The sequence below is a fragment of the Pseudacidovorax intermedius genome, assembly GCF_001476815.1.
GTDB lineage: Bacteria > Pseudomonadota > Gammaproteobacteria > Burkholderiales > Burkholderiaceae_C > Xenophilus > Xenophilus intermedius_A.
This window is the reverse complement of sequence record NZ_LDSL01000143.1, coordinates 1-21,346: the sequence shown is the minus strand read 5'-3', so window position 1 is coordinate 21,346 and position 21,346 is coordinate 1. Positions and strand designations below refer to the sequence as shown.

Here is a 21,346-nt window from a genome sequence, read left to right as displayed (position 1 = left end):
ATGAACATCTCGGCCACGATGACGATGACCAGGGCCATCGACACCGCCGAGCGCAGGCCCACGAAGCTGGGCTGCAGGCTTTCCCACAGCAGCACGTCCTTGAAGATCTGCCAGCGCGTGGCGCCCATCACCTTGGCGGCCATCACCCGCTGCTTGCGGGCATTGATGACGCCGTAGGCGCTGTTGAACACCACGATCAGCAGCGCGCCGAAGGCGGCGATGGCGACCTTGTTGATGTCCGAGGTGCCGAAGATCATCAGGAACAGCGGGATCAGCGCCGACGAGGGCGTGGAGCGGAAGAAGTCGATCAGGAACTCCACGCTGCGGTACGCCTTCTCGTTGCTGCCCAGCAGCACGCCCAGCGGCATGCCGACCGCCGCGGCGATCAGAAAGGCCTGCAGCGTGCGCCACACGGTGACGAGAAAGTCGTTGAGCAGCGGCCCGCCCGCCAGCCCCGTCACCAGGGTCTGGAAGGTGGCCAGCGGCGGCGGCAGCAGGATGGGCTTGATGAAGCCCAGCCGCACCACCAGGTCCCACAGCACGAAGAGGGCGATGGGCCCGATGGCCGGCAGCAGCTTGTTCCACACCGGCGGCCGGGGCAGTGCCGCAGCGGCGTCGGCGGCGGGCGGCTTCCAGGCGCCCGCGGCGGCGGAGGTCGGCGCGTTCATGGCGTTCAGCCCCGGTACAGCAGACCTTCCACCGCCACCTTCTTCTCGAAGATGCCCTTCTCGGTGAACAGGTCGAAGAACTTCTGGAAGTAGGCGATGTCGGCGGGCTTGAACTCGTCGTGCAGCATGTACGAGGCCAGCGGCACCTCGTTGGTGAGCGCGCCCTCGATGGCGGTGTAGCCCTTCATGTACTGCCGCGCCTCGGCCGGGTTGTTGCGCACCAGCTCGATGCCGCGCTTGTAGGCGGCGATGTATTTCTTCGCGACCTCGGGGTTCTTCTTGATGAACTCGGTGGTCAGGCTGGCCGAGCCGCCGTGCCAGGGCGCCATCGGGTCGCCCAGGATGTAGTGGGCCACCACGCCGGCCTCCAGCACGCGCGTGGTGCCGTTGAGGCGCCCCACGGTGCCGGTGGGCTCCAGCGTGTAGACGGCGTCGACCTGGCCGGCGGCGAGCGCGGCCACGTGTTGGCCGATGGGCAGCTCGGTCACGCTCATGGGGCCGGCGCCGGCGCGCTCCAGCATGGTCTTGGCCAGCGTCACGTTCTGGATGCCGGGGCCCGAGGCCACGCGCTTGCCCTTGAGCTCGGCCACGCTCTTGACGGGGCTGTCCTTGGGCACCAGGAATTCCTCCAGCACGAACTTGGCGTTGCTGGGATTGGTGCAGAAGATCTTGAACAGGCCCGGCTGCGCGATCTCGCCGATGGCCAGGTTGGCGCTGCCGGTGCCGTTGGCGCTGCCGTCGGAGCGGCCGGAGAGCATGGCCTCCATCACCTGCTGGGCGCCGGCGAACTTGAGCGGCTCGACGTCCAGGCCCGCCTCCTTGAAGTAGCCCTTCTCCACCGCGGCGAAGAAGGGCAGGCCCGCCGCCACCGGCCAGTAGCCGATGCGCAGCTTGGGGCCGCCCTGCGCCCGCACGATGGCGGGCGCGGCCAGCGCGCCGAGGGCGGCACCGCCGGCCTGCAGCACATGGCGGCGGGAGGGACGGAAGGAGGACGTGGGGCTCATGCGAAGACTCCTGCGGGTGAACGGAAGAAGGGACGGAATGAGGAACGACGGTGCCTGCGGAACGCGTGGGCCTCAGGCACTGCGCGAGGCGATGTAGGCCCGCCAGCCGCCATGCGCGCTGACGTCTTCGGCGCCCTGCAGCGCATGGGCCTCGCAGATGAAGCTGTGCACCCAGCGGCCGTCGGCCAGCTCGACGCTGCCCAGGCCCAGCGGCGGCGGGATCTGCGCCAGGAAGGCACCGACTTCGGCGCACGGCACGCGCCACACCTCCAGCGCGATCGGCACGCCGCGGCCGGGCTCGCGCTGCAGGCCGGGCTTGGGCGGCGTGGTGCCCGGCAGCGCATACAGGCGGTAGTGCGGCGCGGTCGTCGTGGCCTCGACCAGCACGGCGCCGCGTTCGACCAGTTGCCGGTTGAGCGGCATGCCCGTGAGGTGCGCGCCGACCACGGCGATGGACATGCCTTCGGCCTCGGCCAGCGGCGGCCAGACCGGCGGTTCCGGCGCCGGCAGCGGGCCGCCCGTCGCGCCCATCGGCAGGCCGGTGGCGTGATGGAAGCGCTGGCCCAGCTCGGCCAGGCGGAAGTCGCTGCCGCAGGGCCCGATGAGGGTCACGCCGAAGGGCAGGCCGTCGGGCCGGATGCTGGCGGGCACCGACAGGGCCGCGTAGTCCAGGAGGTTGACGAAGTTGGTGTAGTGGCCCAGCTCGCTGTTGCGCCGCACCGGCTCGGCGCGCATCGCGTCCAGCGTGCAGTGCGTGGGCGCGGTGGGCACCAGCAGCAGGTCGATGCTGGACCACATGGCCGCGGCCTGCTGGCCGAGCGCATGCAGTTCGGTCTGCGCATCGACCAGGTCGGCGGCGCTGAAGGCGCGGCCGCGCGCCAGGATGCCGCGCACCGGCTCGATCACCTCGGACTCGTGCGCGTCGAAGAAGGGACGCACCGCGGCATAGCGTTCGGCCACCAGCGCGCTGTCGTAGAGCAGGCCGGCGGCACGGGCCAGGGGCGCGTAGTCGACGGGCACCGGCTCGCCGCCCAGCTCGCGCAGCTGCGCCACGGCACGCTCGAAGGCGGCGGCGGCCAGCGCGTCGCCATGGAATTCCAGCGGCTGCGGAACGCCGAAGCGGAAACGCGCCGGCAGCGGCGTGCGCGCCAGCTCGAGCCGCCGCGAGTACGGATCGCCCGCGTCCGGCCCCATGGCGCAGGCCAGCACCCGGGCGGCCAGCGCCACGGTGGGCGCGAAGATGGAGACGCAGTCCACGCTCTGCGCCGCCGGCACCACGCCCTTCGCGCTGATCAGGCCCTTGCTGGGCTTGAGGCCCACGATGTTGTTGAGCCCCGCCGGCACGCGGCCGGAGCCGGCGGTGTCGGTGCCCAGGGAGAAGTCCACCTGTCCGGTGGCCACCGCATAGGCCGAGCCCGAGCTGGAGCCGCCGGAGACGTAGCGCGCGTCGAAGCTGTTGGGCACCGCGCCGTAGGGCGAGCGGCTGCCGTTGAGGCCGCAGGCGAACTGGTCGAGGTTGGTCTTGCCGGCGACCGAGGCACCGGCATCGAGCAGGCGCTGCACCACGGTGGCGTGCACCTCGGGTGCGTACGCGAAGGCCGGACAGGCCGCCGTGGTGGGCAGGCCGGCGACGTCGATGTTGTCCTTGACGGCGAAGCGCAGGCCGCCGAGCGGACCGGCCTCTGCACCGGCGATGGGCGTGGCCGGACGGCTGATCCAGGCCGCCTCGGGCTGACCATGCGGGGCCGGCTGGGGCGCTGGTACGTGAGCGGAACCAGCGGCCGCAAAAGGGCGGATCAAGGCGTCGGGAGAAGCGGCTTCGTGCACCATGTTCAAGCATCCATTCTTGGATACATGATGTGATGCAAGCGGCATGCCACCTGCCGCAGGCATTTCTTGGCCGGCCCGTGCTTATCGGGGCCGCAGGTTGTCTCTGCCTCGTTGCGCTACCGCGCAGCAACCCTCGACGGGATACGGACGCGCCTCACCCTCCGGCGCGGGCGTGGCGTCCGCACGGCCCGCTTTCTCTTTCTGTCTGTCGGGCCGTCAGTCCAGCTTCACGCCCGCGGCGCGCACCACCTTGCCCCACATCGCCCGGTCGGCCTGGATGAAAGCGGTGAATTCAGCGGGCGTGTTGCAGCGCAGTTCACCGCCGTAGTCGCGCCACTTCTTGGCCAGCTCCGGCGACTGGCAGACCTTGGCCATGGCCGCGCTCAGCTTCTCCAGGATGGCCGGCGCCGTGCCGGCGGGCGCCAGCAGGCCCTGCCAGGCGATGGGCGTGTAGTCGGGCAGGCCCTGCTCGGCGAAGGTAGGCACGTTGGGAAAGCTCGGATGCCGCTCGCGGCCGGTGATGGCCAGCAGCTTGAGCTTGCCCGCCTGCACATTGGTGGCCGCCGCGGGCAGGCCGTCGAACATCAGCTGGATCTGCCCGGCCAGCAGGTCGGCGTAGGGGCTGTTGCTGTTGTAGGGCACGAGGTTCGACTTCACGCCTGCCACGCTGTTGAACCACACGGCCGACAGGTGCGAATAGCTGCCGATGCCCTGCGTGGCCACGGTGACCGAATCGGGCTTGGCCTTGAGCTGGGCGACCAGTTCGCGCGCGTCCCTGGCCGGCACCGAGGGCGTGGCGATCAGCCCCGTGTTGAGCACGCCCAGCAGGCTGATGGGCGCGAAGTCGCGCTCGGCATTGAAGGGCAGCTTGCTGTAGAGGTGCGGCACAACCGACAGCGAACTGGTGGTGCCGATGTAGAGCGAGTAGCCGTCGTTGGCGGCCTTGGCCGCCACTTCGGTGCCGATGATGTTGGAGGCACCCGGGCGGTTCTCCACATAGAAGGACTGGCCCAGGATCTTGGTCAGCTCCGCGGCCAGCTCGCGGGCGTTGGCGTCGGGGCCGCTGCCCGCGGGGAAGGGGGCAATGATGCGCACCGGCTTGCTGGGGTAGTCGGGTTGGGCGCCCGCACCGGTGGGCGCCAGGGCCAGGGCCAGGGCCGCGACGAGCGGCAGGGCGGCCGCGCCAGCGGCGAGCCTTTTGAGGATGGTCATGAATGTCTCCGTTTGCGAACGCGTGCAAATTGCACGGGGCCGGATCATACGAATACATTGTTCATTGTCAAAATACGATAATCACAATATTATTTGGTCCATCGAAGGACTGGCGAAACAGTCCGTTCTCGCATGGAGACAAAGTTGACCCCTCCCCAACCGTTGCAACTGCAGTTCAGCCACATCGGGCTGTACGTCACCGACCTGCCCCGCATGGCGCGCTTCTACAAGCAGGCGCTGCGCTTCACCCAGACCGACGCGGGCGACCTCGGCCCGGTGCAGCTGGTCTTCCTGAGCCGCGACCCCAGCGAGCACCACCAGCTGGTACTGGCCACCGGCCGGCCGGCGGACATGGCCTTCAACGTGGTCAACCAGCTGTCCTTCCGGGTGCCCGACGTGGCGACGCTGCGCGCCTTCCATGACCGGCTGCTGGCCGAGGGCGCAAGCGAGATGCTGCCGGTGACGCACGGCAATGCGGTCTCGGTCTACTGCCGCGACCCGGAGGGCAACCGGCTGGAGCTGTTCATGGACACGCCCTGGTACTGCGAGCAGCCGCTGCGCGAACCCATCGACCTGACCCAGAGCGACCAGGCCATCCTGGCGCAGGCCGAGGCCATCGCGAAGCGCTTCCCCAAGTTCATGAGCCGCGCGCAATGGCAGGCCGAGGTCGCCCGCCGCATGCAGGAAGACCAGCATGTCTGAACGACCACCCGTCTACGACGTGGCCATCGTGGGCCTGGGCCCCACGGGCGCCACGCTGGCCAACCTGCTGGGCGCGGCCGGGCGCTCGGTGCTGGTGATCGAGAAGGAACGCGACCTCTTTCCCCTGCCGCGGGCCATCCATTACGACGGCGAGGTGCTGCGCATCTTCCAGGCCGCGGGCCTGCGCGAGCCGGTGCTGGCCATCTCGCGGCCCGGCACGCAGGGCATGCACTTCGTCAACGCGGCGGGCCAGACGCTGCTGATCCGCGGCGGCACCGCGGCGCTGGGGCCGCACGGCGGCGCCAACAACTACTACTTCCACCAGCCCGAACTGGAGGCCGTGCTGCGCGAAAGCCTGGCACGCTTTCCGAACGTGCATGTGCGGCTGGGCACCGCCCTGACCGCCATCGACGTGGACAGCGAAGGCGCCACGCTGCACGGCAGCCAGGGCGGCGACGGCGGCAGCTTCGAAGCCCGGGCCCGCTGGGTGGTGGGCTGCGATGGCGCCCGCTCGCCGGTGCGCCAGCACATGGGCAGCCCGATGGTGGACCTGGGCCTGCGCCAGCCCTGGCTGGTGTTCGACGTGGTGCTGACCGAGCCGGTGGACCTGCCGCCGCACACCGTGCAGCACTGCGACCCGCGCCGGCCCATGACCTACTGCAACGTGGTGGGCAACCGGCGCCGCTGGGAGATCATGGTGCTGCCCGGCGACGACCGCGAGGCGCTGGTGCAGCCCGAGAACCTGTGGAAGCTCGTCGCGCCCTGGGTGCGGCCCGATCAGGCGCGGCTGGAGCGCGCCGCCATCTACACCTTCCATTCGGTGATCGCCGACGGCTGGCGCCAGGGCCGGCTGCTGCTGGCCGGCGACGCCTGCCACCAGACGCCGCCCTTCCTGGGCCAGGGCATGTGCGCGGGCATCCGCGATGCCGCCAACCTGGCCTGGAAGCTGGACGCGGTGCTCGCCGGCCGCGCACCCGACGCCCTGCTGGATACCTACGAATCCGAACGCAAGCCGCATGTGCGCGCCCTGATCGAGCTGGCCGTGCGCCTCGGCGGCATCATCCAGACCACCGACCCGGCCGCGGCGGCCGAGCGCGACGCGCGCTTCGCCAGCGGCGAGCCGGAGGTCTTCGAGCTGCCACCGCAACTGCTGGGCGCCGGCGCCTTCGATTCGCTCCAGCAGGACCTGGCAGGCCGGCCCTTTCCCCAGCCGCGGCTGGCCGACGGCCGGCTGCTGGACGAGCTGCTGGGCCGCCGCAGCGCCGTGATCGGCCAGCGCGAACTGCTCGCCGCCGCAGCGCCCGGCACCGCCGAGCGCTGGGCCCGCAGCCAGGCCCTGGTCATCGACGAGCCCGATCCGCCGCTGGCGGACTGGCTGCGCAGCCACGAAGCGGGCGCCGTGATACTACGGCCCGACCGCTACATCGTCGGCGTGGCGCGCACGGGCTCCGAGCTGGACCGCATCTCCCAGTACCTCCCGGTGGCGCCATGACGACCCACACCCCGGGGCCCCACCTTGTCCGACCCTTCGTCCTCGTCCAGCCTGGAACGCATGCTGGGCGTGCTCGACCTCTTCGACGACCACCACGTCACCCGCACCGCCGAGGACATCGCCAAGGCGCTGGACGTCTCGCTGCCCACCAGCTACCGCTACGTGCGCCAGCTGCTTCAGGTCGGGCTGCTGCAGCGCGTGGAGGACTCGCACTACGCGCTGGGCCCGCGCATCATCCTGCTGGACCACTACATCCGCCGCGCCGACCCGGTGCTCAAGGTGGGCCTGCCGGTGCTGCGCGAACTGGTCGATGCCACCGGCTTCGACTGCGTGGTGACCGAGGCCTTCGGCCAGCAGGTGCTGGACACGCACCGCGAGATGGGCGGCACGCCCGCCACCCTGGCCTACACGCGCGGCCGGCCGCGGCCGTTGTTCCAGGGCGCGGCGCCCAAGGTGCTGCTCGCCACGCTGGGCACGGCACCGCTCAAGAAGCTGTTCGACGCCCGGCGCGACGAGGCCGTGCGCTGCGGCCTGCCCGGCGACTGGGCCGAGTTCAGGCGCCACTTCGCGGCCATCCGCAAGGCGGGCCACTATGTCTCCAAGGGCGAGCTGGAGCCCCAGCTGGCGGCCGTGGCCGCGCCCGTTCTCAAGTCGGATGGCGGCGCCTGGGCCGCCATCTCCCTCGTGTTCGATACCTCGCGCCTGGCGATCGTCGACCTTGAAAAGATGGTCCGTCTGATCACCGAGGCCGCGACGCGGATCGGAGGTCGGCTGGCCTAGCACCAACCCCTCTCCTCCCAAGGAATCCCATGAGACTCATCAGCTACCAATACAACGGCCAGGACGGCTATGGCGCCGTCGTCGGCGACCGCGTGGTCGACCTGCACGCGGTGTTCGGCGCGCAGGCGCCGGACCTCAAGGCCTTCATCGCCGCCGGCCTCGCATCGCGGGCGGCAGCCCATGTCGAAGCCGCCCGCGCCACGCTGCCGCTGTCGGAGGTGCAGCTGCTGCCGGTGATCCCCAACCCCGGCAAGATCTTCTGCATCGGCCTGAACTACGGCGAGCACATCCGCGAGACCGGCAAGACCGAAACCGAGAAGCCGGTGATCTTCCTGCGCGTGGCCGACTCGCAGCTGGCCCATGGCGAGGACATCGTGCGGCCCCGAGCCTCCGAGCGCCTCGACTACGAAGGCGAGATCGCCATCGTCATCGGCAAAGGCGGGCGCCACATCAGCGAGGCGGACTCGTGGTCGCACATCGCCGGCTACAGCTGCTACAACGACGGCAGCGTGCGCGACTGGCAGGTTCACACCTCGCAGTGGGCGCCCGGCAAGAACTTCTGGAAGACCGGCGCCTTCGGCCCCTGGATGGTCACGGCCGACGAGATCGCCCCCGACCAGAAGATGACGCTGGTCACCCGCCTCAATGGCCAGGAGATGCAGCGCGCCACCACCGACATGATGGTGCACAGCATCCCGCGCCAGATCGCCTACATCTCCACCTTCATCCCGCTGGCGCCGGGCGACGTGATCGTCACCGGCACGCCCGGCGGCGTGGGCAACAAGCGCACGCCGCCGGTGTTCATGAAGCCGGGCGACGTGTGCGAGATCGAGGTCGACGCCATCGGCGTGCTGCGCAACGGCATCCGCGACGAGCAGGGCTGACGCCGCCCGGAACCCGCTCGCCATGCTGCCCGGCCGCCCCGCACCGCCCATCGCCACCCTGCTCGGCGCGCGCCTGCTCGCCCTGGACACCACGGCCGGCACGCTGGCCGCCGAGTACGAGGCGACCGCCGCCTTTCTCAACCCCGCGGGCACCGTGCAGGGCGGCATGCTCGCCGCCATGCTGGACGACCTGTGCGCCGCCGTCGTGGACGCCCGCGCGAGCGAAGGCGGCGGCGTGGTCACGCTGACGCTGAACCTGAGCTTCCTCGCGCCGGCCCGGCCCGGCCGCCTGCAGGGCCGCTCGGCCATCGTGGGCGGCGGACGCAGCATCTGCTACGTGGAGGCGGTGCTTGCGCAGGCGGGCACCGAGGTGGCGCGGGCCACGGCCTGCTGCCGCGTCATCGGCTCGCGCGCGGGCTGAGACGCAGGCGGGCGGTGCGCCGCCGCCGTCGGGGCATGGCGGTCGCGACAATTGCCGGCTCTGACCCACGACCGCCTTGGCCATGCTGCGCTACCAGATCCTCCCCGTCACGCCCTTCCAGCAGAACTGCTCGCTCGTGTGGTGCGACGCTACCCACAAGGCCGCGCTGATCGACCCGGGCGGCGAGATCGACCGGCTCATCGCCGCGGCCGAATCGCGCGGCCTGCAGCTGGCGCAGCTGTGGCTTACCCATGCCCACATCGACCATGCCGGCGGCGCCGGCGAGCTGGCCGAGCGCCTGGGCCTGCCCATCGTCGGCCCGCACCCGGGCGACCAGTTCTGGATCGACGGCCTGCCGCAGCAGAGCGCCATGTTCGGCTTTCCGCCCGCGCGCGCCTTCGTACCCACGCGCTGGCTGGCCGACGGCGACACGGTGACGCTGGGCGAGGAGACGCTCACCGTTCGCCACTGCCCGGGCCACACGCCGGGCCACGTCGTCTTCCATTCCGCCGGCGCGCAGCGGGCCTTCGTGGGGGACGTGCTCTTCGCCGGCAGCATCGGCCGCACCGACTTTCCCGGCGGCAGTCATCCGCAGCTGATCGACAGCATCGTGCAGCGGCTGTGGCCCATGGGCGACGAGACGGTGTTCATCCCCGGCCATGGGCCGGAAAGCAGCTTCGGCCGCGAGCGGCGCAGCAATCCGTACGTGCAGGGCACCTGAGGCGCGGGCGACGCGCGCATGCCCCGGCATGGGCTGCGCGGCTTGTCTGTCACGCTGGACGGGCGCCAGGCCCACCGGCAGCGGAAGCCCCCGCCTACGTCGGGCGGTCCTGGCCGCGCACGCGGCCGCTGCCCGGCCACGGCCATGGTGCACGGCAGTCCCGCAGACCGATCCGGTCCGCGGCCCTGTCGCTCACACACAAGGAACCCTGCCCATGAGCCACGGCGAGCCCAATCCCATCCTCAATGCCGCCTCCAACGCCATCGCCGCCCTGCGCGCCGATGACGACCAGCTGGAACTGGCCAAGGCGCACGAAGCGCTGAACCCCAAGGCCATCGAAAAGCTGGAGGTGGCCGAGGCCCGCCAACAGCCCACCGTCAAGGACGCCGTGGTCGCGCTGCTGCGCCAGCGCGGCGAATCGACCGACCCCAACGTGCTGGTGCCCGGCGTCACGATGACGGCCGCCACCGTCGACGGCGCCGCCGGTGCGCTGCCGGCCAACGTCTACACGCCGCAGGGCGTGGGGCCCTTCCCGGTCATCCTGTATTTCCACGGCGGCGGCTGGGTGATCGCCGACAAGGACGTGTACGACGCCGGGGCGCGCGGCCTGGCCAAGGCGGCGAACGCCATCGTCGTTTCCGTCGACTACCGCCAGGCGCCGGAGCACCGCTTTCCCGCCGCCTGGGACGACGCCCTGGCCGCCTATCGCTGGCTGAGCCAGAACGCCGCCTCGCTGGGCGGCGACCCGGTGCGCCTGGCCCTGGCCGGCGAAAGCGCCGGCGGCAACCTGGCGGTGGCGACGGCCATCGCCGTGCGCGATGCGGGCCTGCCTGCGCCGCGCCACGTGCTGTCGGTCTATCCCGTCGCGCAGACCAGCCTCAACACCGAGTCCTACCTCGAGAACGCCATCGCCAAGCCGCTGAACCGCGCCATGGTGAAGTGGTTCGTGGACCACCTCGTCAACTCGGAAGAGGATCTGAAGGACACGCGCCTGTCGCTGATCGACGCCGACCTGGCGGGCCTGCCGCCGGTGACGATCATCAACGCCCGCCTGGACCCGCTGCGCGGCGACGGTGCCAAGCTGGAGGACGCCCTGCGCGATGCGGGCGTGCCGGTCGAGCGCCGCGACTACGAGGGCGTGGCCCACGAGTTCTTCGGCGCCGCCGCCGTGCTGCAGAAGGCCCGCGATGCGATGGCCTATGCGGGCGACCGCCTGCGCACCGCCCTGGGCTGATCCATCCCGGCCCGCCGCGGCGCGGGCAAACGAAAAGCGCCTCGTCACCGAGGCGCTTTTTCATGGGCGGGCGAAACGTGCGATCAGCTCAGGATCACGCTCGACAGCCGGCGGCGGTAGGTGGCCACCACCGGATCGTCCGGCGGAATCTGGCCTTCGGCCACCTTCGGCTTGGGCGGCTCGATCACGTCGAGGATGGCGATGTAGGTCTTGCGCGCCAGTTCCTCGTTCCAGCTCCGGTCGCGCATCAGGATCTCGAGCAATTCGTCCATCGCCTCGGTCCACTGCTGCTGCGCGATCAGCGCCTGGGCGCGGGCGTAGCGGGCATCGAAGTCGCGGCGGTTGGCGGCGATGCGCGCGTCCAGCGCGGCGATGTCGGCGCCTTCGGCCGCGTCCAGCGCGTCCATCCAGCGCTGCAGCGAGTCGAAGCGGCGCACCAGCGCGCGGCGGTCGATCACCGGCGCGAAGGCCACCTTGGCATCGTCCGTGCGGCCCAGCTGCAGCAGCAGCTTGACGTAGTCGAAGCGGGCGTCGTCGTTGGCCGGGTCGGTGGCCACCGCATGCTGCAGCTTCTCGAGCGCGCCGTCGGTGTCGCCTTCGGCCAGGGCCTCCTGCGCGGCCTCTTCCTCCTGCTGCGCGGCCAGCTCGTCGGCGCCGGGCACGTGCTTGTCCAGGAACTCGCGGATCTTGTCGGCCGGCAGGGCGCCGACGAAGCCGTCCACCGGCTGGCCGTTCGCGAACATCACGCAGAAGGGAATGCTGCGCACGCCGAACATCTGCGAAAGCTGGCTGGAGATCTGCGGCACCTTGTCGGCGTCAAGCTTGGCCAGGATGAAGCGGCCGCCGTATTCGACCTCCAGCTTCTCCAGCACGGGGCCCAGCTGCTTGCAGGGGCCGCACCATTCGGCCCAGATGTCCAGCAGCACCGGCGTGGCGAGCGAGGCTTCGACCAGTTCGGTCTGGAAGTTGTCGAGGGTGATGTCGATCATGGGTGAGGCTGCGTCGTTGGGGGATGGCCGGGCGCCCGGCCGATTCAGATTCCCGTTCCAGCTGGGGCCGAAACGTAAAATTGAAAGATGAGTGAAACCATCCAGGTCGGCGTGGTCATGGGCTCGAACTCCGACTGGGAGACGATGCGCCATGCGGCCGAGATTCTCCAGCAATTCGGCATCGCCCACGAAACACGCGTCGTCTCGGCGCACCGCATGCCGGACGCCCTGTTCGCCTATGCCGAAAGCGCCGCCCCGCGCGGGCTCACGGCCATCATCGCGGGGGCCGGCGGCGCCGCCCACCTGCCCGGCATGCTGGCCGCCAAGACCACCGTGCCCGTGCTGGGCGTGCCCGTGGCCAGCCGCCACCTGCAGGGCGTGGATTCGCTCTACAGCATCGTGCAGATGCCCAAGGGCATCCCGGTCGGCACCTTCGCCATCGGCACGGCGGGCGCAGCCAACGCGGCCCTGTTCGCCGTCGCCATGCTGGCGGTGAACGACCCGACGCTGCGCCAGAAGCTGGACGACTTCCGCGCCGCCCAGACCCGCGTGGCCGAGGCCATGACGCTGCCGCCGCCCGCCGAGGGCGCACCGGCCGCGGCGGCGCCCGTGTTCTCGCCCCAGGGCGGAGGCGCGCTGTGAGCCCCAAGGTCACGGCCCCGGGCCGCAAGACCCTGCCGCTGCTGCCCGGCAGCACGCTGGGCGTGATGGGCGGCGGCCAGCTGGGCCGCATGTTCGTGCATGCGGCGCAGGCCACGGGCTACTTCACGGCGGTGCTCGATCCCGACCCGGACAGCCCGGCCGGCCGCATCAGCCACCACCACCTGCATGCGGACTACCTGGACAGCGACGCCCTGGGCCGCCTGTCGCGCCTGGCCGATGCCGTCACCACCGAATTCGAGAACGTGCCGGCCCAGGCCCTGGCCACGCTGGCCGGCGACGTGCCGGTGGCGCCCGCGGCCGATGCCGTGGCCATCGCGCAGGACCGCATCCGCGAGAAGGCGCATTTCGTGCGCTGCAGCGCCGCCAGCGGCATCGGCTGCGCGCCCTATGCGGTGATCGAGAACGCCGACCACCTGGCCGCCGTGTCGGCCGACCTGCTGCCCGGCATCCTCAAGACCGCGCGCATGGGCTACGACGGCAAGGGCCAGCAGGGCGTGCAGACCCTGGCCGAACTCGCCGCGGCGTGGGAGGCCACCGGCCGCGTGCCCTGCGTGCTCGAAAAGCGCCTGCCCCTGGCGCTGGAATGCTCGGTCATCGTCGCCCGCGGCCACGACGGCCAGGCGGTGCACTTCCCGCCCCAGCGCAACCTGCACCGCGGCGGCATCCTGGCCGTGACCGAGGTGCATGAGCAGGCCCTGCCGCCCGCCGTCGCCGCCCGTGCCGTCGAGGCCGCGCGCGCCATCGCCGATGGCATCGGCTACGTGGGCGTGCTGTGCGTCGAGTTCTTCATGCTGGAGGACGGCAGCCTGGTCGCCAACGAGATGGCGCCGCGCCCCCACAACAGCGGCCACTACACCATGGACGCCTGCGACGTCTCGCAGTTCGACCTGCAGGTGCGCACCCTGGCCGGCCTGCCGCTGGTGGCGCCGCGCCAGCACAGCCCGGCCATCATGCTCAACCTGCTGGGCGACCTGTGGTTCGCCGAGGGCAGCGACCAGCAGCGCGACCCGGCCTGGGCCCAGGTGCTGGCCGTTCCGGGGACTCACCTGCACCTCTACGGCAAGACCGAGGCGCGGCGCGGGCGCAAGATGGGCCACCTGAACATCACCGGCGCCGACATCGCCAGCGTGCGCGCCGCCGCCGCCCAGGCCGCGGCCCTGCTCGGCCTGCCCGACAGCACCGCGAGCTGACATCGCCATGATCCTCGACGGCCAGGACAGCCACGCCATCGAACGCGCCGCGCTCGCGCTGCGGGCGGGCGAGCTGGTGGCCTTTCCCACCGAGACGGTCTATGGCCTGGGCGCCGACGCGGCCAGCGACGAGGCCACGCGCGGCATCTTCCGCGCCAAGGGCCGGCCCTCGGACCATCCGCTGATCGTGCACCTGCCCGACCGGCTGCGGCAGGCCGAGTCGCTGTCTCGCTTCGCGCAGCCGCTGCCGCCTTTTGCCCGCGCGCTGGCCGATGCCTTCTGGCCCGGCCCGCTGACGCTGATCGCCACCCGCCAGCCCGGCGTGGGCGCGGCCGCCGCGGGCGGACAGGACACCATCGGCCTGCGCTGCCCCGACCACCCGGTGGCGCAGGCGCTGCTGCATGCCTGCGCCCGCCATGGCGTGCCCGGCCTGGCCGGCCCCAGCGCCAACCGCTTCGGCCGCGTGAGCCCCACCACCGCCGCCCACGTGGCCGGCGAATTCGGCGACGACCTGCTGATCGTGGATGGCGGTCCCTGCACCGTGGGCATCGAGTCCACCATCGTCGACTGCAGCCGCGGCGCGCCGGTGCTGCTGCGGCCGGGCGTCATCACCCGCGCGCAGATCGAACGCGTGGCCGGCGAGCGCCTGCGCAGCCAGGCCGAACTGGCCCAGCCCGATCCGCGCGCCTCGGGCACGCTGGAATCGCACTACGCCCCGACGGCCAAGGTGCGGCTGATGGATGGCCGCATGCTGCAGTCCGCGCTGGACGTGCTGGGCGCGCAGGCGGCGCACATCGCCGTATGGTCGCGCACGCCGCTCAAGAGCCGCTCGCAGCGGCTGATCCTGCGCCGCATGCCCGACGACGCGGCCGAGGCGGCACGGCAGCTGTTCGCGCTGCTGCGGCAGTTCGACGACGAAGGCGCCAAGCTGATCTGGATCGAGACGCCGCCGGAGACGGCGGAGTGGGAAGGTGTGCGGGATCGGTTGATGCGGGCCGCGGCTTGACCATAGATTTTGCGGAGAGGGCCACAGTTGCCACAGGTGGCCAAAACGCATTGCAGCGCTGAATTCGAAATCCTCAGATAAAGGAAAGCGACGTGTCTAAGACTTGGATGATTCGGGGCGAAGGTGGTCGCCTGTATGACATTTTCCGAGATCGATCTATTGCCGCAATCGGCTGGAGCGAGATTGCGGGCGAGGTCTCTGCAGGCATGACAAAGTCAGAAATCAGAACTTTGTACGCGCACAAGCGCCCAGAGCTCAAGCGAGGCACGGTCATCGCAGGCGCTGCGCAGGTTTGGCGCTTTCTCAATGAGATAGAGATCGGGGACGAGGTCGTCACTTACTCGCCTGATAACCGCACCTATCTTCTAGGCATTGTCACGAGCGATGCCACATATGCGGAGGCATCAGCAGCCGATGGGGTGGCGCTCGTCCGGAAAGTCGATTGGCGTCCCATCGAGGTAGAACGGGACCACTTGCCCACCAAGGCAAGAAATTCTCTTGGTTCTACGCTTACCGTTTTCGTCGTTCCAGAACAGGCCGCAGCATCTATTCGGGCGATTGCCGAGTCCTCCGGCATACCTGCTCAAACTCAGCCAGTCGTAAAGGGGGAGTTAGAGGAAGAGGAGGAAGACGAAGATTTAGAAGGGGCAGCGGGGGCCGGCTCGCCAACAACTCTTTTGACTGATCCACTGCTCGGGATCGAAGTGACTGCTTTGGAGCGAATCAAGGATGTCGTGGCCAAACTTGACTGGGAGGAAATGCAAGACCTCGTCGCAGGCATCTTGCGAGCCATGGGCTACAAGACCCTTGTGTCGCCGCCAGGCCCAGATCGGGGGAAAGACATCGTTGCATCCCCAGATGGTTTCGGATTCGAGCATCCACGGATCGTCGTAGAAGTGAAGCATCGCAACGGCCAAATGGATAGCAAAGCAATTCGCAGCTTTCTTGGCGGCAGGCACCAAGATGATCGCGGCTTGTACGTCAGCACAGGCGGCTTCAGCCGAGACGCGTTCTACGAAGCCGACCGTGCGGCCGTGCCGCTAACGCTTTGGACAATGGACACCTTGGTAAGGGCGCTGATTGAGCACTACGAACGGACCGACGCCGAAACCAAACGCTTGGTGCCTCTCAAGCGCATGTACGTTCCTGCATGAGCAGCTAACAAGACCCTCGCAATAGGTCAAGAAGCGGGGGGATGCCAAACGAGATGTCGCTGCTGACCCACGAGGGCAGCTAACCGCCTCGCGCCACCCACTCCACCAGCGCATCGAACGCCGGCCGCGCCGCGCCAGCCGTCGGGTCGTTGGCGATGGCGACGACCACCCAACGGCGCCCACCAGCGCCATCCACATAACCGGCGATGGCCGCCACGTCGCGCAGGCTGCCGGTCTTGAGGTGCGCCGACGTGGTCGCCGGCCGGTTGCGCAGGGTGCCGTCCACACCCATCACGGGCAGCGAAGCGATCAGCTCCGGCATCACCGGCGAGCGCCAGGCCACCTGCAGCATGCGCGCCAAGCCGGCCGCGGTGAGCCGGTCCTCGCGCGACAGGCCGGCGCCGTTGACCATCACCGGCGCCGGCTCGCTGCCGCCGATGCGCGACGTCCACCATTGCCGCACGGCGGCGCGCGCGGCGTCGAAGCTGCCGCGCTGCCGCTGCGTGAGGCCCAGCGTCAGGAAGAGCTGCTGGGTCATCACGTTGTTGCTGTACTTGTTGATGTCGCGCACCACCTGGCCCAGGGGCGGCGAGGCGGCCTCGAACAGCAGGCGCGCGCCCGCCGGCACGGCGCCCAGGCGCAGCTGGCCGTCGATCTGGCCGCCCATCTGCTGCCACAGGCCGCCGATGGCGCGCAGGCCGAAGCGCTGCGCGTCGGGCCAGGCCACCGGCCAGCTGCGTGCGCCGCAGGCGGCCGGCAGCGCGCCGGCAAAGCGCGGCTGGGCCGGATCGGCAAAGTCGGCCTGCAGCGCGGCGCGCCAGTCGCCGCATTCGCCGGCGCCCAGCGGCACGCGCGTGGGAAAGCTCACGCCGGCCAGCGGCGGCTCGGCGCCGACGACGGCGAAACGGCCGCCGGCCTCGGGCGTGAAGTCCAGCGTGACGGTGCGGAAGTTGACGAGGAAGGCGTCGGGCGAGGCGTTGTAGGGCCGCAGCGGCTCGCCGTCGAAGGCGGCCGGGTCGCTCTCCACGGCAGCGTCGAAGGCACCGCGGTCGACCACCACGTCGCCCGCGATGCGGCGGATGCCCAGGGCCTGCACCCGGCGCAGCAGCAGCCACAGCCGCTCCACCACCATCGTCGGGTCGCCCTGGCCGCGCAGGTACAGGTTGCCGTGCAGCGTGCCGTCGACCACGGTGCCGTCGGCGTACACCGGCGTGCTCCAGGTGTAGGCGGGGCCCAGCAGGTCGAGCGCGGCATAGGTGGTGACCAGCTTCATCACCGAGGCCGGGTTGACCGGCTCCTGCGCCCGCCAGGCCAGCCGCGGCGGCTGGCGGCCCTCGGCGTCGGCCACGAAGACGGTGAGGGCCTCGCGCGGCAGCTTGGCACGCGCCAGGGCGGCCTCGACCGCTGGCGGCAGGGCGGTCGATGGCAGCGCGGCACCAGTATGGGTGGCCGGCACCGCCTGGGCCAGCGCCAGCGGCGCACCGGCCGCAACGATGGCCGCGAGCGCGGCCGCGCGAAGAAGAGAAAGGAGGGGGCGGCGGGAAAGGCGGGAGAAAGGGCGGCGCACGGGCATGCGCCCGGATTATCCGGAGGGGCTGCAGGCGCCGACACGGCATCCCCCGCCGAAGCGTCCCCGCTCAGCCTCAGCGTGGCGCGAACAGGTGCAGCTGCGCGTGGTACAGCAGCAGGATGGTCTTCGCATCCGCGATGCGCCCGTCCGCCACCATGGCCAGCGCCTCGTCGAAGGGCAGCTCCAGCACTTCGATGTCTTCGCCCTCCTCGGCCAGGCCGCCGCCATCGCCGACGCGCATGGCGGCGTCGTAGGGCGCGACGAAGAAATGCAGCTTCTCGGTGACCGAGCCGGGGCTCATGAAGGCTTCGAACACCTTGCGCACCTCGCCGAGCCGGTAGCCCAGCTCTTCCTCGGCCTCGGCGCGGATGCGGGCCTCGGGCGCCGCATCGTCCAGCAGCCCTGCGGCCGCCTCGATGAGCAGGCCGTCGTGGCCGTTGACGAAGGCCGGGTAGCGGAACTGCCGCACCAGCAGCACCGTGCGGCGGGCCAGGTCGTAGACCAGCAGCACGGCGCCGTTGCCGCGGTCGTAGGTCTCGCGCTGCTGCGTCTGCCACCGGCCGTCGCGGCGCAGCCAGTCGAAACGGGTGGTCTTGAGCGTGTACCAGTTGTCGGAAAGCAGGGTGACGTCGCGCACCCGGACGCGTTCGCTGGTGAAGGTCATGGGGGCCGATGCTAGGCGCCTGATCGTGCAATATCAAGAATATTCGTGCAGTTTCGTGCAGCAAGCATTAGCATCCGGGTCATGCTCACGCGCCAGCGCCACCAACTCATCCTCGACGCGCTTCGCCGCGACGGCCAGGTGGTCGCCAAGGTATTCGGCGAATCCCTGGGCGTGTCGGAAGACACCATCCGCCGCGACCTGCGCGAACTCGCGGCCCAGGGCCGGCTGCAGCGGGTGCACGGCGGCGCGCTGCCCATCGCTGCGGCCGAGGTCGACTTCGCCGGCCGCGAGGCGCTCGCGCCGCTGGAAAAGATCGCCATCGGCCGCGCCGCGGCGGCGATGGTGCAGCCGGGCCAGGTCGTGTTCGTCGACGGCGGCACGACGGCCGTGCAGCTGGCGCGGCACCTGCCGCCGGGCCTGCAGGCCACCGTGGTCACCCACAGCCCGTCGGTGGCCGTGGCGCTGGTGGCGCATCCGGGCGTGGAGGTGGTGCTCATCGGCGGCCGGCTGTTCAAGCATTCGGTGGTGGCGGTGGGCGCGACGGCCGCCGAGGCCATCGGCCGCATCCATGCCGACACCTGCTTCCTGGGCGTGACCGGCGTGCAGTCCGGCGCTGGGCTGACCACGGCCGACGCCGAGGAGGCCGCCATCAAGCGCGCGCTGATGGCGGCATCGGCCGAGACGGTGGTGCTGGCCTCGTCCGAGAAGCTGGGCGCCGCCTCGCCCTACGTGATCGCGCCGCTGGCCGCGGCCGCCACCGTTCTCGTGGCGCCACAGGCACCCGGGGCGGCCGTGGCGGCGCTGCGGGCGGCGGGCGCGTCGGTGACGGTCGCCTGAGAAGGTGTGAGCGCCATCCCGCTCTCCCCGCGCGGCTGCCTGCCCGGCGCCCGGCAGCGATGCCGGCCCCCCTCGATAATCGCCCGATGCCTGCCGCCGACCGACCTTTCCTGCGCCTGTCCCCGAGCGCCGCGGGCCTCGCCGCAGCCCTCGTCACGGTGCTGGTGTGGACCGCCTTCATCGTCATTGCCCGTGCCTCGGCCGGCCACGGGCTGATGCCCCTGGACATCGCCTTCCTGCGCATCCTGGGCGCCGCCGTGGTGCTGCTGCCCTGGGGCTGGCGGCTGACACGCGCGCCGGGCAGTGCGCGCTCGCTGGGCGGGCTGTCGCCGCTGCCGCTGGGGCCGACGGCGGCGCTGGGCGTCTTCGGCGGCGTGGCCTATGCCATGCTGGCCTACGCCGGCTTCTTCTTCGCGCCCGCCGCCCATGCCTCGGTGCTGATGCCGGGCAGCCTGCCGCTGTGGACGGCGCTGCTGGCCGTGGCGCTGCTGGGCGACCGGCTGACGCCGCGGCGCATCGCCGGGCTGGTGCTGATCGTGGCCGGCGACCTGATAGTGGGCGGCAGCAGCCTGCTGCATGCCTTCGACGGCGGCGAACTGTGGAAGGGCGACCTGCTGTTCATGGGCGCCGCCTTCTGCTGGGGCACCTATGCTGTGCTGTGCCGCCGCCACCGGGTGGATGCGGTGCGCGCCACCATCGCCATCATCGCCTTCGCGGCGCTGAGCTTCCTGCCGGCCTACGCGCTGCTGGTGCTGGCGGGCGCGGTGCCCAGCGGGCTGGGCCAGGCGTCCTGGGGGTTGATCCTGTTCCAGATGGCCTTCCAGGGCGGTGGCTCGGTGGTGGTGTCGGGCATCGCCTTCACGGCCATGGTGGGCCACTTCGGCCCGGTGCGCTCGACCATGATCACGGCCCTGGTGCCGGGCCTGTCGGCGCTGTCGGCCGTGTTCTTTTTGAACGAGCCGCTGCACGCCGGCCTGCTGGCCGGGCTGGCGCTGGTGACCGGCGGCATCCTGCTGGGCGTGCAGCGCCAGGCGGCCGCCGCCGCAGCGGTTCCGCCCGCCACGACGAAGGGCTGCAATGCCTGAACTGCTTGCCTTCGATTGCAGCACCGACACGCTGTCGGTGGCCGTGCAGCACGGCGACCGCGTGGTCGCCCGCACGCAGGCCGGCGGGGCGCAGGCCTCGGCGGCACTGATTCCGCTGATCCATGAGCTGCTGGCCGAGGCCGGCCTGACGCTGGGCCAGCTGCAGGCCATCGTCTTCGGCCGCGGCCCGGGTGCCTTCACCGGCCTGCGCACCGCCTGCGCCGTGGCGCAGGGCCTGGGCTACGGCGCAGACCTTCCCGTGCTGCCGGTCGACACGCTGCGCGCCGTGGCCGAGGAGGCCCGCCACGCCACCGGTGTGCGCCAGGTGCTGGCCGTGCTCGATGCCCGCATGGACGAGGTCTACGCCGCCGCCTGCGACACCACCACCGGCACCTGCGCCGCGCCGCACCTGATGGCGCCGCAGCAGGTCGAGGTGCCCGCGGGCCATCTGCTGGCCGGCAATGCCTTCGCGGCCTATGGCGAGCGGCTGCCGGCCGACGCGCCGCGCCATGCCTGCCTGCCCACCGCCACCGCGCTGCTGCGGCTGGCGCCCGCCCTGCTGGCCGCCGGCGCCGCCGTGCCGGCCGCCGAGGCGCAGCCGCTCTACGTGCGCGACAAGGTGGCCCAGACGACGGCCGAACGCCAGGCGGCCAAGGCCAAGGCCGAGGCGGCGGGCGCCGGAGCGGCGGGCCCCGCCCTGCCCGCCGCGGGCGCTGACCCGCTGACCCGCGAGGGCCGGCCATGAGCGCCCTGCCCCAGCTGCCCGAGGCGCGCCTGGAGCCGATGCGCGTCGCCCACCTCGACCTGCTGCTGCCCATCGAGCAGCAGGCCTACACCCACCCGTGGACGCGCGGCAACTTCATTGATTCGATGCATGCCGGCTACCACTGCCAGTGCCTGATGGCGCCCGCGCCCGCCACGCTCGGCAGCGGCACCGATGCCACCGCCGCGCAGCGCCCCGCCGACACGCTGATCGGCTACTACGTCGCCATGAAGGGCGTGGACGAGGTGCATCTGCTCAACATCACCGTGGCGCCGGCCTTCCAGCGCCAGGGCTGGGCGGCGCTGATGCTCGGCGCGCTGGGCATCTGGTCGCGCGGCCAGGGTGCGGCCTGGCTGTGGCTGGAGGTGCGCCTGAGCAACACGCGGGCGCAGCAGATCTACGAGCGCCACGGCTTCCGCCGCGTGGGCCAGCGCAAGGGCTACTACCCGGCCGCGCCCGGCCGGGTAGTAGCCCTTG

Annotated in this window: 22 protein-coding genes; 15 read left to right on the top strand and 7 right to left on the bottom strand. The window is 71.1% G+C overall.

Annotated elements, in window-relative coordinates; all coding sequences use genetic code 11:
- The 4 genes from NS331_RS20635 to NS331_RS20620 all read right to left on the bottom strand — a co-directional run.
- Positions 1-668 (bottom strand): ABC transporter permease (locus NS331_RS20635; protein WP_058643828.1); only part of this gene is annotated, 668 nt, incomplete at its 3' end.
- Between the two features lie 5 nt (positions 669-673).
- Positions 674-1,672, bottom strand: a complete 999-nt coding sequence (locus NS331_RS20630; protein ID WP_058643827.1) for an ABC transporter substrate-binding protein — start codon at positions 1,670-1,672, stop codon at positions 674-676.
- A 72-nt stretch (positions 1,673-1,744) separates the two neighbouring features.
- Positions 1,745-3,502 carry an allophanate hydrolase gene (atzF, locus tag NS331_RS20625; RefSeq protein ID WP_082702654.1) on the bottom strand — a complete coding sequence of 586 codons (1,758 nt, stop codon included), beginning with the start codon at positions 3,500-3,502 and terminating at the stop codon, positions 1,745-1,747.
- A 216-nt stretch (positions 3,503-3,718) separates the two neighbouring features.
- Complete coding sequence (locus tag NS331_RS20620; RefSeq protein ID WP_058643826.1) at positions 3,719-4,714, bottom strand: Bug family tripartite tricarboxylate transporter substrate binding protein; 996 nt, start codon at positions 4,712-4,714, stop codon at positions 3,719-3,721.
- 144 nt (positions 4,715-4,858) lie between these two features.
- Between NS331_RS20620 and NS331_RS20615 the strand changes: the two genes are divergently transcribed.
- The 7 genes from NS331_RS20615 to NS331_RS20585 all read left to right on the top strand — a co-directional run bounded on the left by NS331_RS20615 (position 4,859) and on the right by NS331_RS20585 (position 10,948).
- The gene (locus NS331_RS20615) at positions 4,859-5,416 is read left to right on the top strand and encodes a VOC family protein (RefSeq protein ID WP_242873841.1); all 558 of its coding nucleotides are present in this window, start codon (positions 4,859-4,861) and stop codon (positions 5,414-5,416) included.
- Positions 5,409-6,908 carry a bifunctional 3-(3-hydroxy-phenyl)propionate/3-hydroxycinnamic acid hydroxylase MhpA gene (gene mhpA / locus NS331_RS20610; RefSeq protein WP_058643824.1) on the top strand — a complete coding sequence of 500 codons (1,500 nt, stop codon included), beginning with the start codon at positions 5,409-5,411 and terminating at the stop codon, positions 6,906-6,908. Before NS331_RS20615 ends, mhpA begins: the two co-directional genes overlap by 8 nt.
- A 24-nt stretch (positions 6,909-6,932) precedes the next feature.
- Complete coding sequence (locus NS331_RS20605; protein ID WP_242873840.1) at positions 6,933-7,688, top strand: IclR family transcriptional regulator; 756 nt, start codon at positions 6,933-6,935, stop codon at positions 7,686-7,688.
- Between the two features lie 29 nt (positions 7,689-7,717).
- Complete coding sequence (locus tag NS331_RS20600) at positions 7,718-8,572, top strand: fumarylacetoacetate hydrolase family protein (protein WP_058643822.1); 855 nt, start codon at positions 7,718-7,720, stop codon at positions 8,570-8,572.
- Positions 8,573-8,594: 22 nt separating this feature from the next.
- Positions 8,595-8,993, top strand: coding sequence for a PaaI family thioesterase (locus NS331_RS20595; RefSeq protein ID WP_058643821.1), 399 nt, complete (start codon positions 8,595-8,597; stop codon positions 8,991-8,993).
- Positions 8,994-9,075: 82 nt separating this feature from the next.
- Positions 9,076-9,714, top strand: coding sequence for an MBL fold metallo-hydrolase (locus tag NS331_RS20590; protein ID WP_058643820.1), 639 nt, complete (start codon positions 9,076-9,078; stop codon positions 9,712-9,714).
- A gap of 214 nt (positions 9,715-9,928) precedes the next feature.
- Positions 9,929-10,948 carry an alpha/beta hydrolase gene (locus NS331_RS20585; protein WP_058643819.1) on the top strand — a complete coding sequence of 340 codons (1,020 nt, stop codon included), beginning with the start codon at positions 9,929-9,931 and terminating at the stop codon, positions 10,946-10,948.
- A gap of 83 nt (positions 10,949-11,031) precedes the next feature.
- Here NS331_RS20585 and NS331_RS20580 read toward each other — a convergent pair whose 3' ends face one another.
- Positions 11,032-11,937 (bottom strand): tetratricopeptide repeat protein, encoded by a 906-nt coding sequence (locus NS331_RS20580; RefSeq protein WP_058643818.1) that lies wholly within the window; start codon positions 11,935-11,937, stop codon positions 11,032-11,034.
- 87 nt (positions 11,938-12,024) lie between these two features.
- On the opposite strand from NS331_RS20580, the gene purE reads away from it, so the two are divergent.
- From purE to NS331_RS25770, 4 genes are all read left to right on the top strand, one after another.
- On the top strand, positions 12,025-12,579 hold the full coding sequence (purE, locus tag NS331_RS20575) for a 5-(carboxyamino)imidazole ribonucleotide mutase (RefSeq protein ID WP_058643817.1): 555 nt from the start codon (positions 12,025-12,027) through the stop codon (positions 12,577-12,579).
- Positions 12,576-13,790 (top strand): 5-(carboxyamino)imidazole ribonucleotide synthase, encoded by a 1,215-nt coding sequence (locus NS331_RS20570; RefSeq protein WP_275936476.1) that lies wholly within the window; start codon positions 12,576-12,578, stop codon positions 13,788-13,790. The genes purE and NS331_RS20570 overlap by 4 nt, the downstream gene beginning before the upstream one ends.
- Positions 13,791-13,797: 7 nt before the next feature.
- A complete protein-coding gene (locus NS331_RS20565; RefSeq protein WP_058643816.1) occupies positions 13,798-14,796 on the top strand; it encodes an L-threonylcarbamoyladenylate synthase in 999 nt (332 codons plus the stop codon).
- Between the two features lie 92 nt (positions 14,797-14,888).
- Complete coding sequence (locus NS331_RS25770) at positions 14,889-15,950, top strand: restriction endonuclease (protein WP_082702653.1); 1,062 nt, start codon at positions 14,889-14,891, stop codon at positions 15,948-15,950.
- A gap of 79 nt (positions 15,951-16,029) precedes the next feature.
- Here the strand turns inward: NS331_RS25770 and dacB are convergent, their stop codons facing one another.
- Complete coding sequence (gene dacB / locus NS331_RS20560) at positions 16,030-17,523, bottom strand: D-alanyl-D-alanine carboxypeptidase/D-alanyl-D-alanine endopeptidase (protein ID WP_058643815.1); 1,494 nt, start codon at positions 17,521-17,523, stop codon at positions 16,030-16,032.
- Positions 17,524-17,593: 70 nt separating this feature from the next.
- The gene (locus NS331_RS20555) at positions 17,594-18,184 is read right to left on the bottom strand and encodes an NUDIX hydrolase (protein ID WP_058643814.1); all 591 of its coding nucleotides are present in this window, start codon (positions 18,182-18,184) and stop codon (positions 17,594-17,596) included.
- Between the two features lie 81 nt (positions 18,185-18,265).
- Here NS331_RS20555 and NS331_RS20550 point away from each other — a divergent pair, with 81 nt between their 5' ends.
- From NS331_RS20550 to NS331_RS20535, 4 genes are all read left to right on the top strand, one after another.
- Positions 18,266-19,021: a DeoR/GlpR family DNA-binding transcription regulator gene (locus NS331_RS20550; RefSeq protein ID WP_058643813.1), complete on the top strand. Its 756-nt coding sequence runs from the start codon at positions 18,266-18,268 to the stop codon at positions 19,019-19,021.
- An 86-nt stretch (positions 19,022-19,107) separates the two neighbouring features.
- Positions 19,108-20,106 (top strand): DMT family transporter, encoded by a 999-nt coding sequence (locus NS331_RS20545; RefSeq protein WP_058643812.1) that lies wholly within the window; start codon positions 19,108-19,110, stop codon positions 20,104-20,106.
- Entirely contained in the window at positions 20,099-20,851 is a 753-nt protein-coding gene (tsaB, locus tag NS331_RS20540) for a tRNA (adenosine(37)-N6)-threonylcarbamoyltransferase complex dimerization subunit type 1 TsaB (protein ID WP_058643811.1), read from the top strand. The genes NS331_RS20545 and tsaB overlap by 8 nt, the downstream gene beginning before the upstream one ends.
- Positions 20,848-21,346: GNAT family N-acetyltransferase (locus tag NS331_RS20535; protein WP_058643810.1), on the top strand; the 499-nt coding region annotated here is incomplete at its 3' end. The genes tsaB and NS331_RS20535, both read left to right, overlap by 4 nt.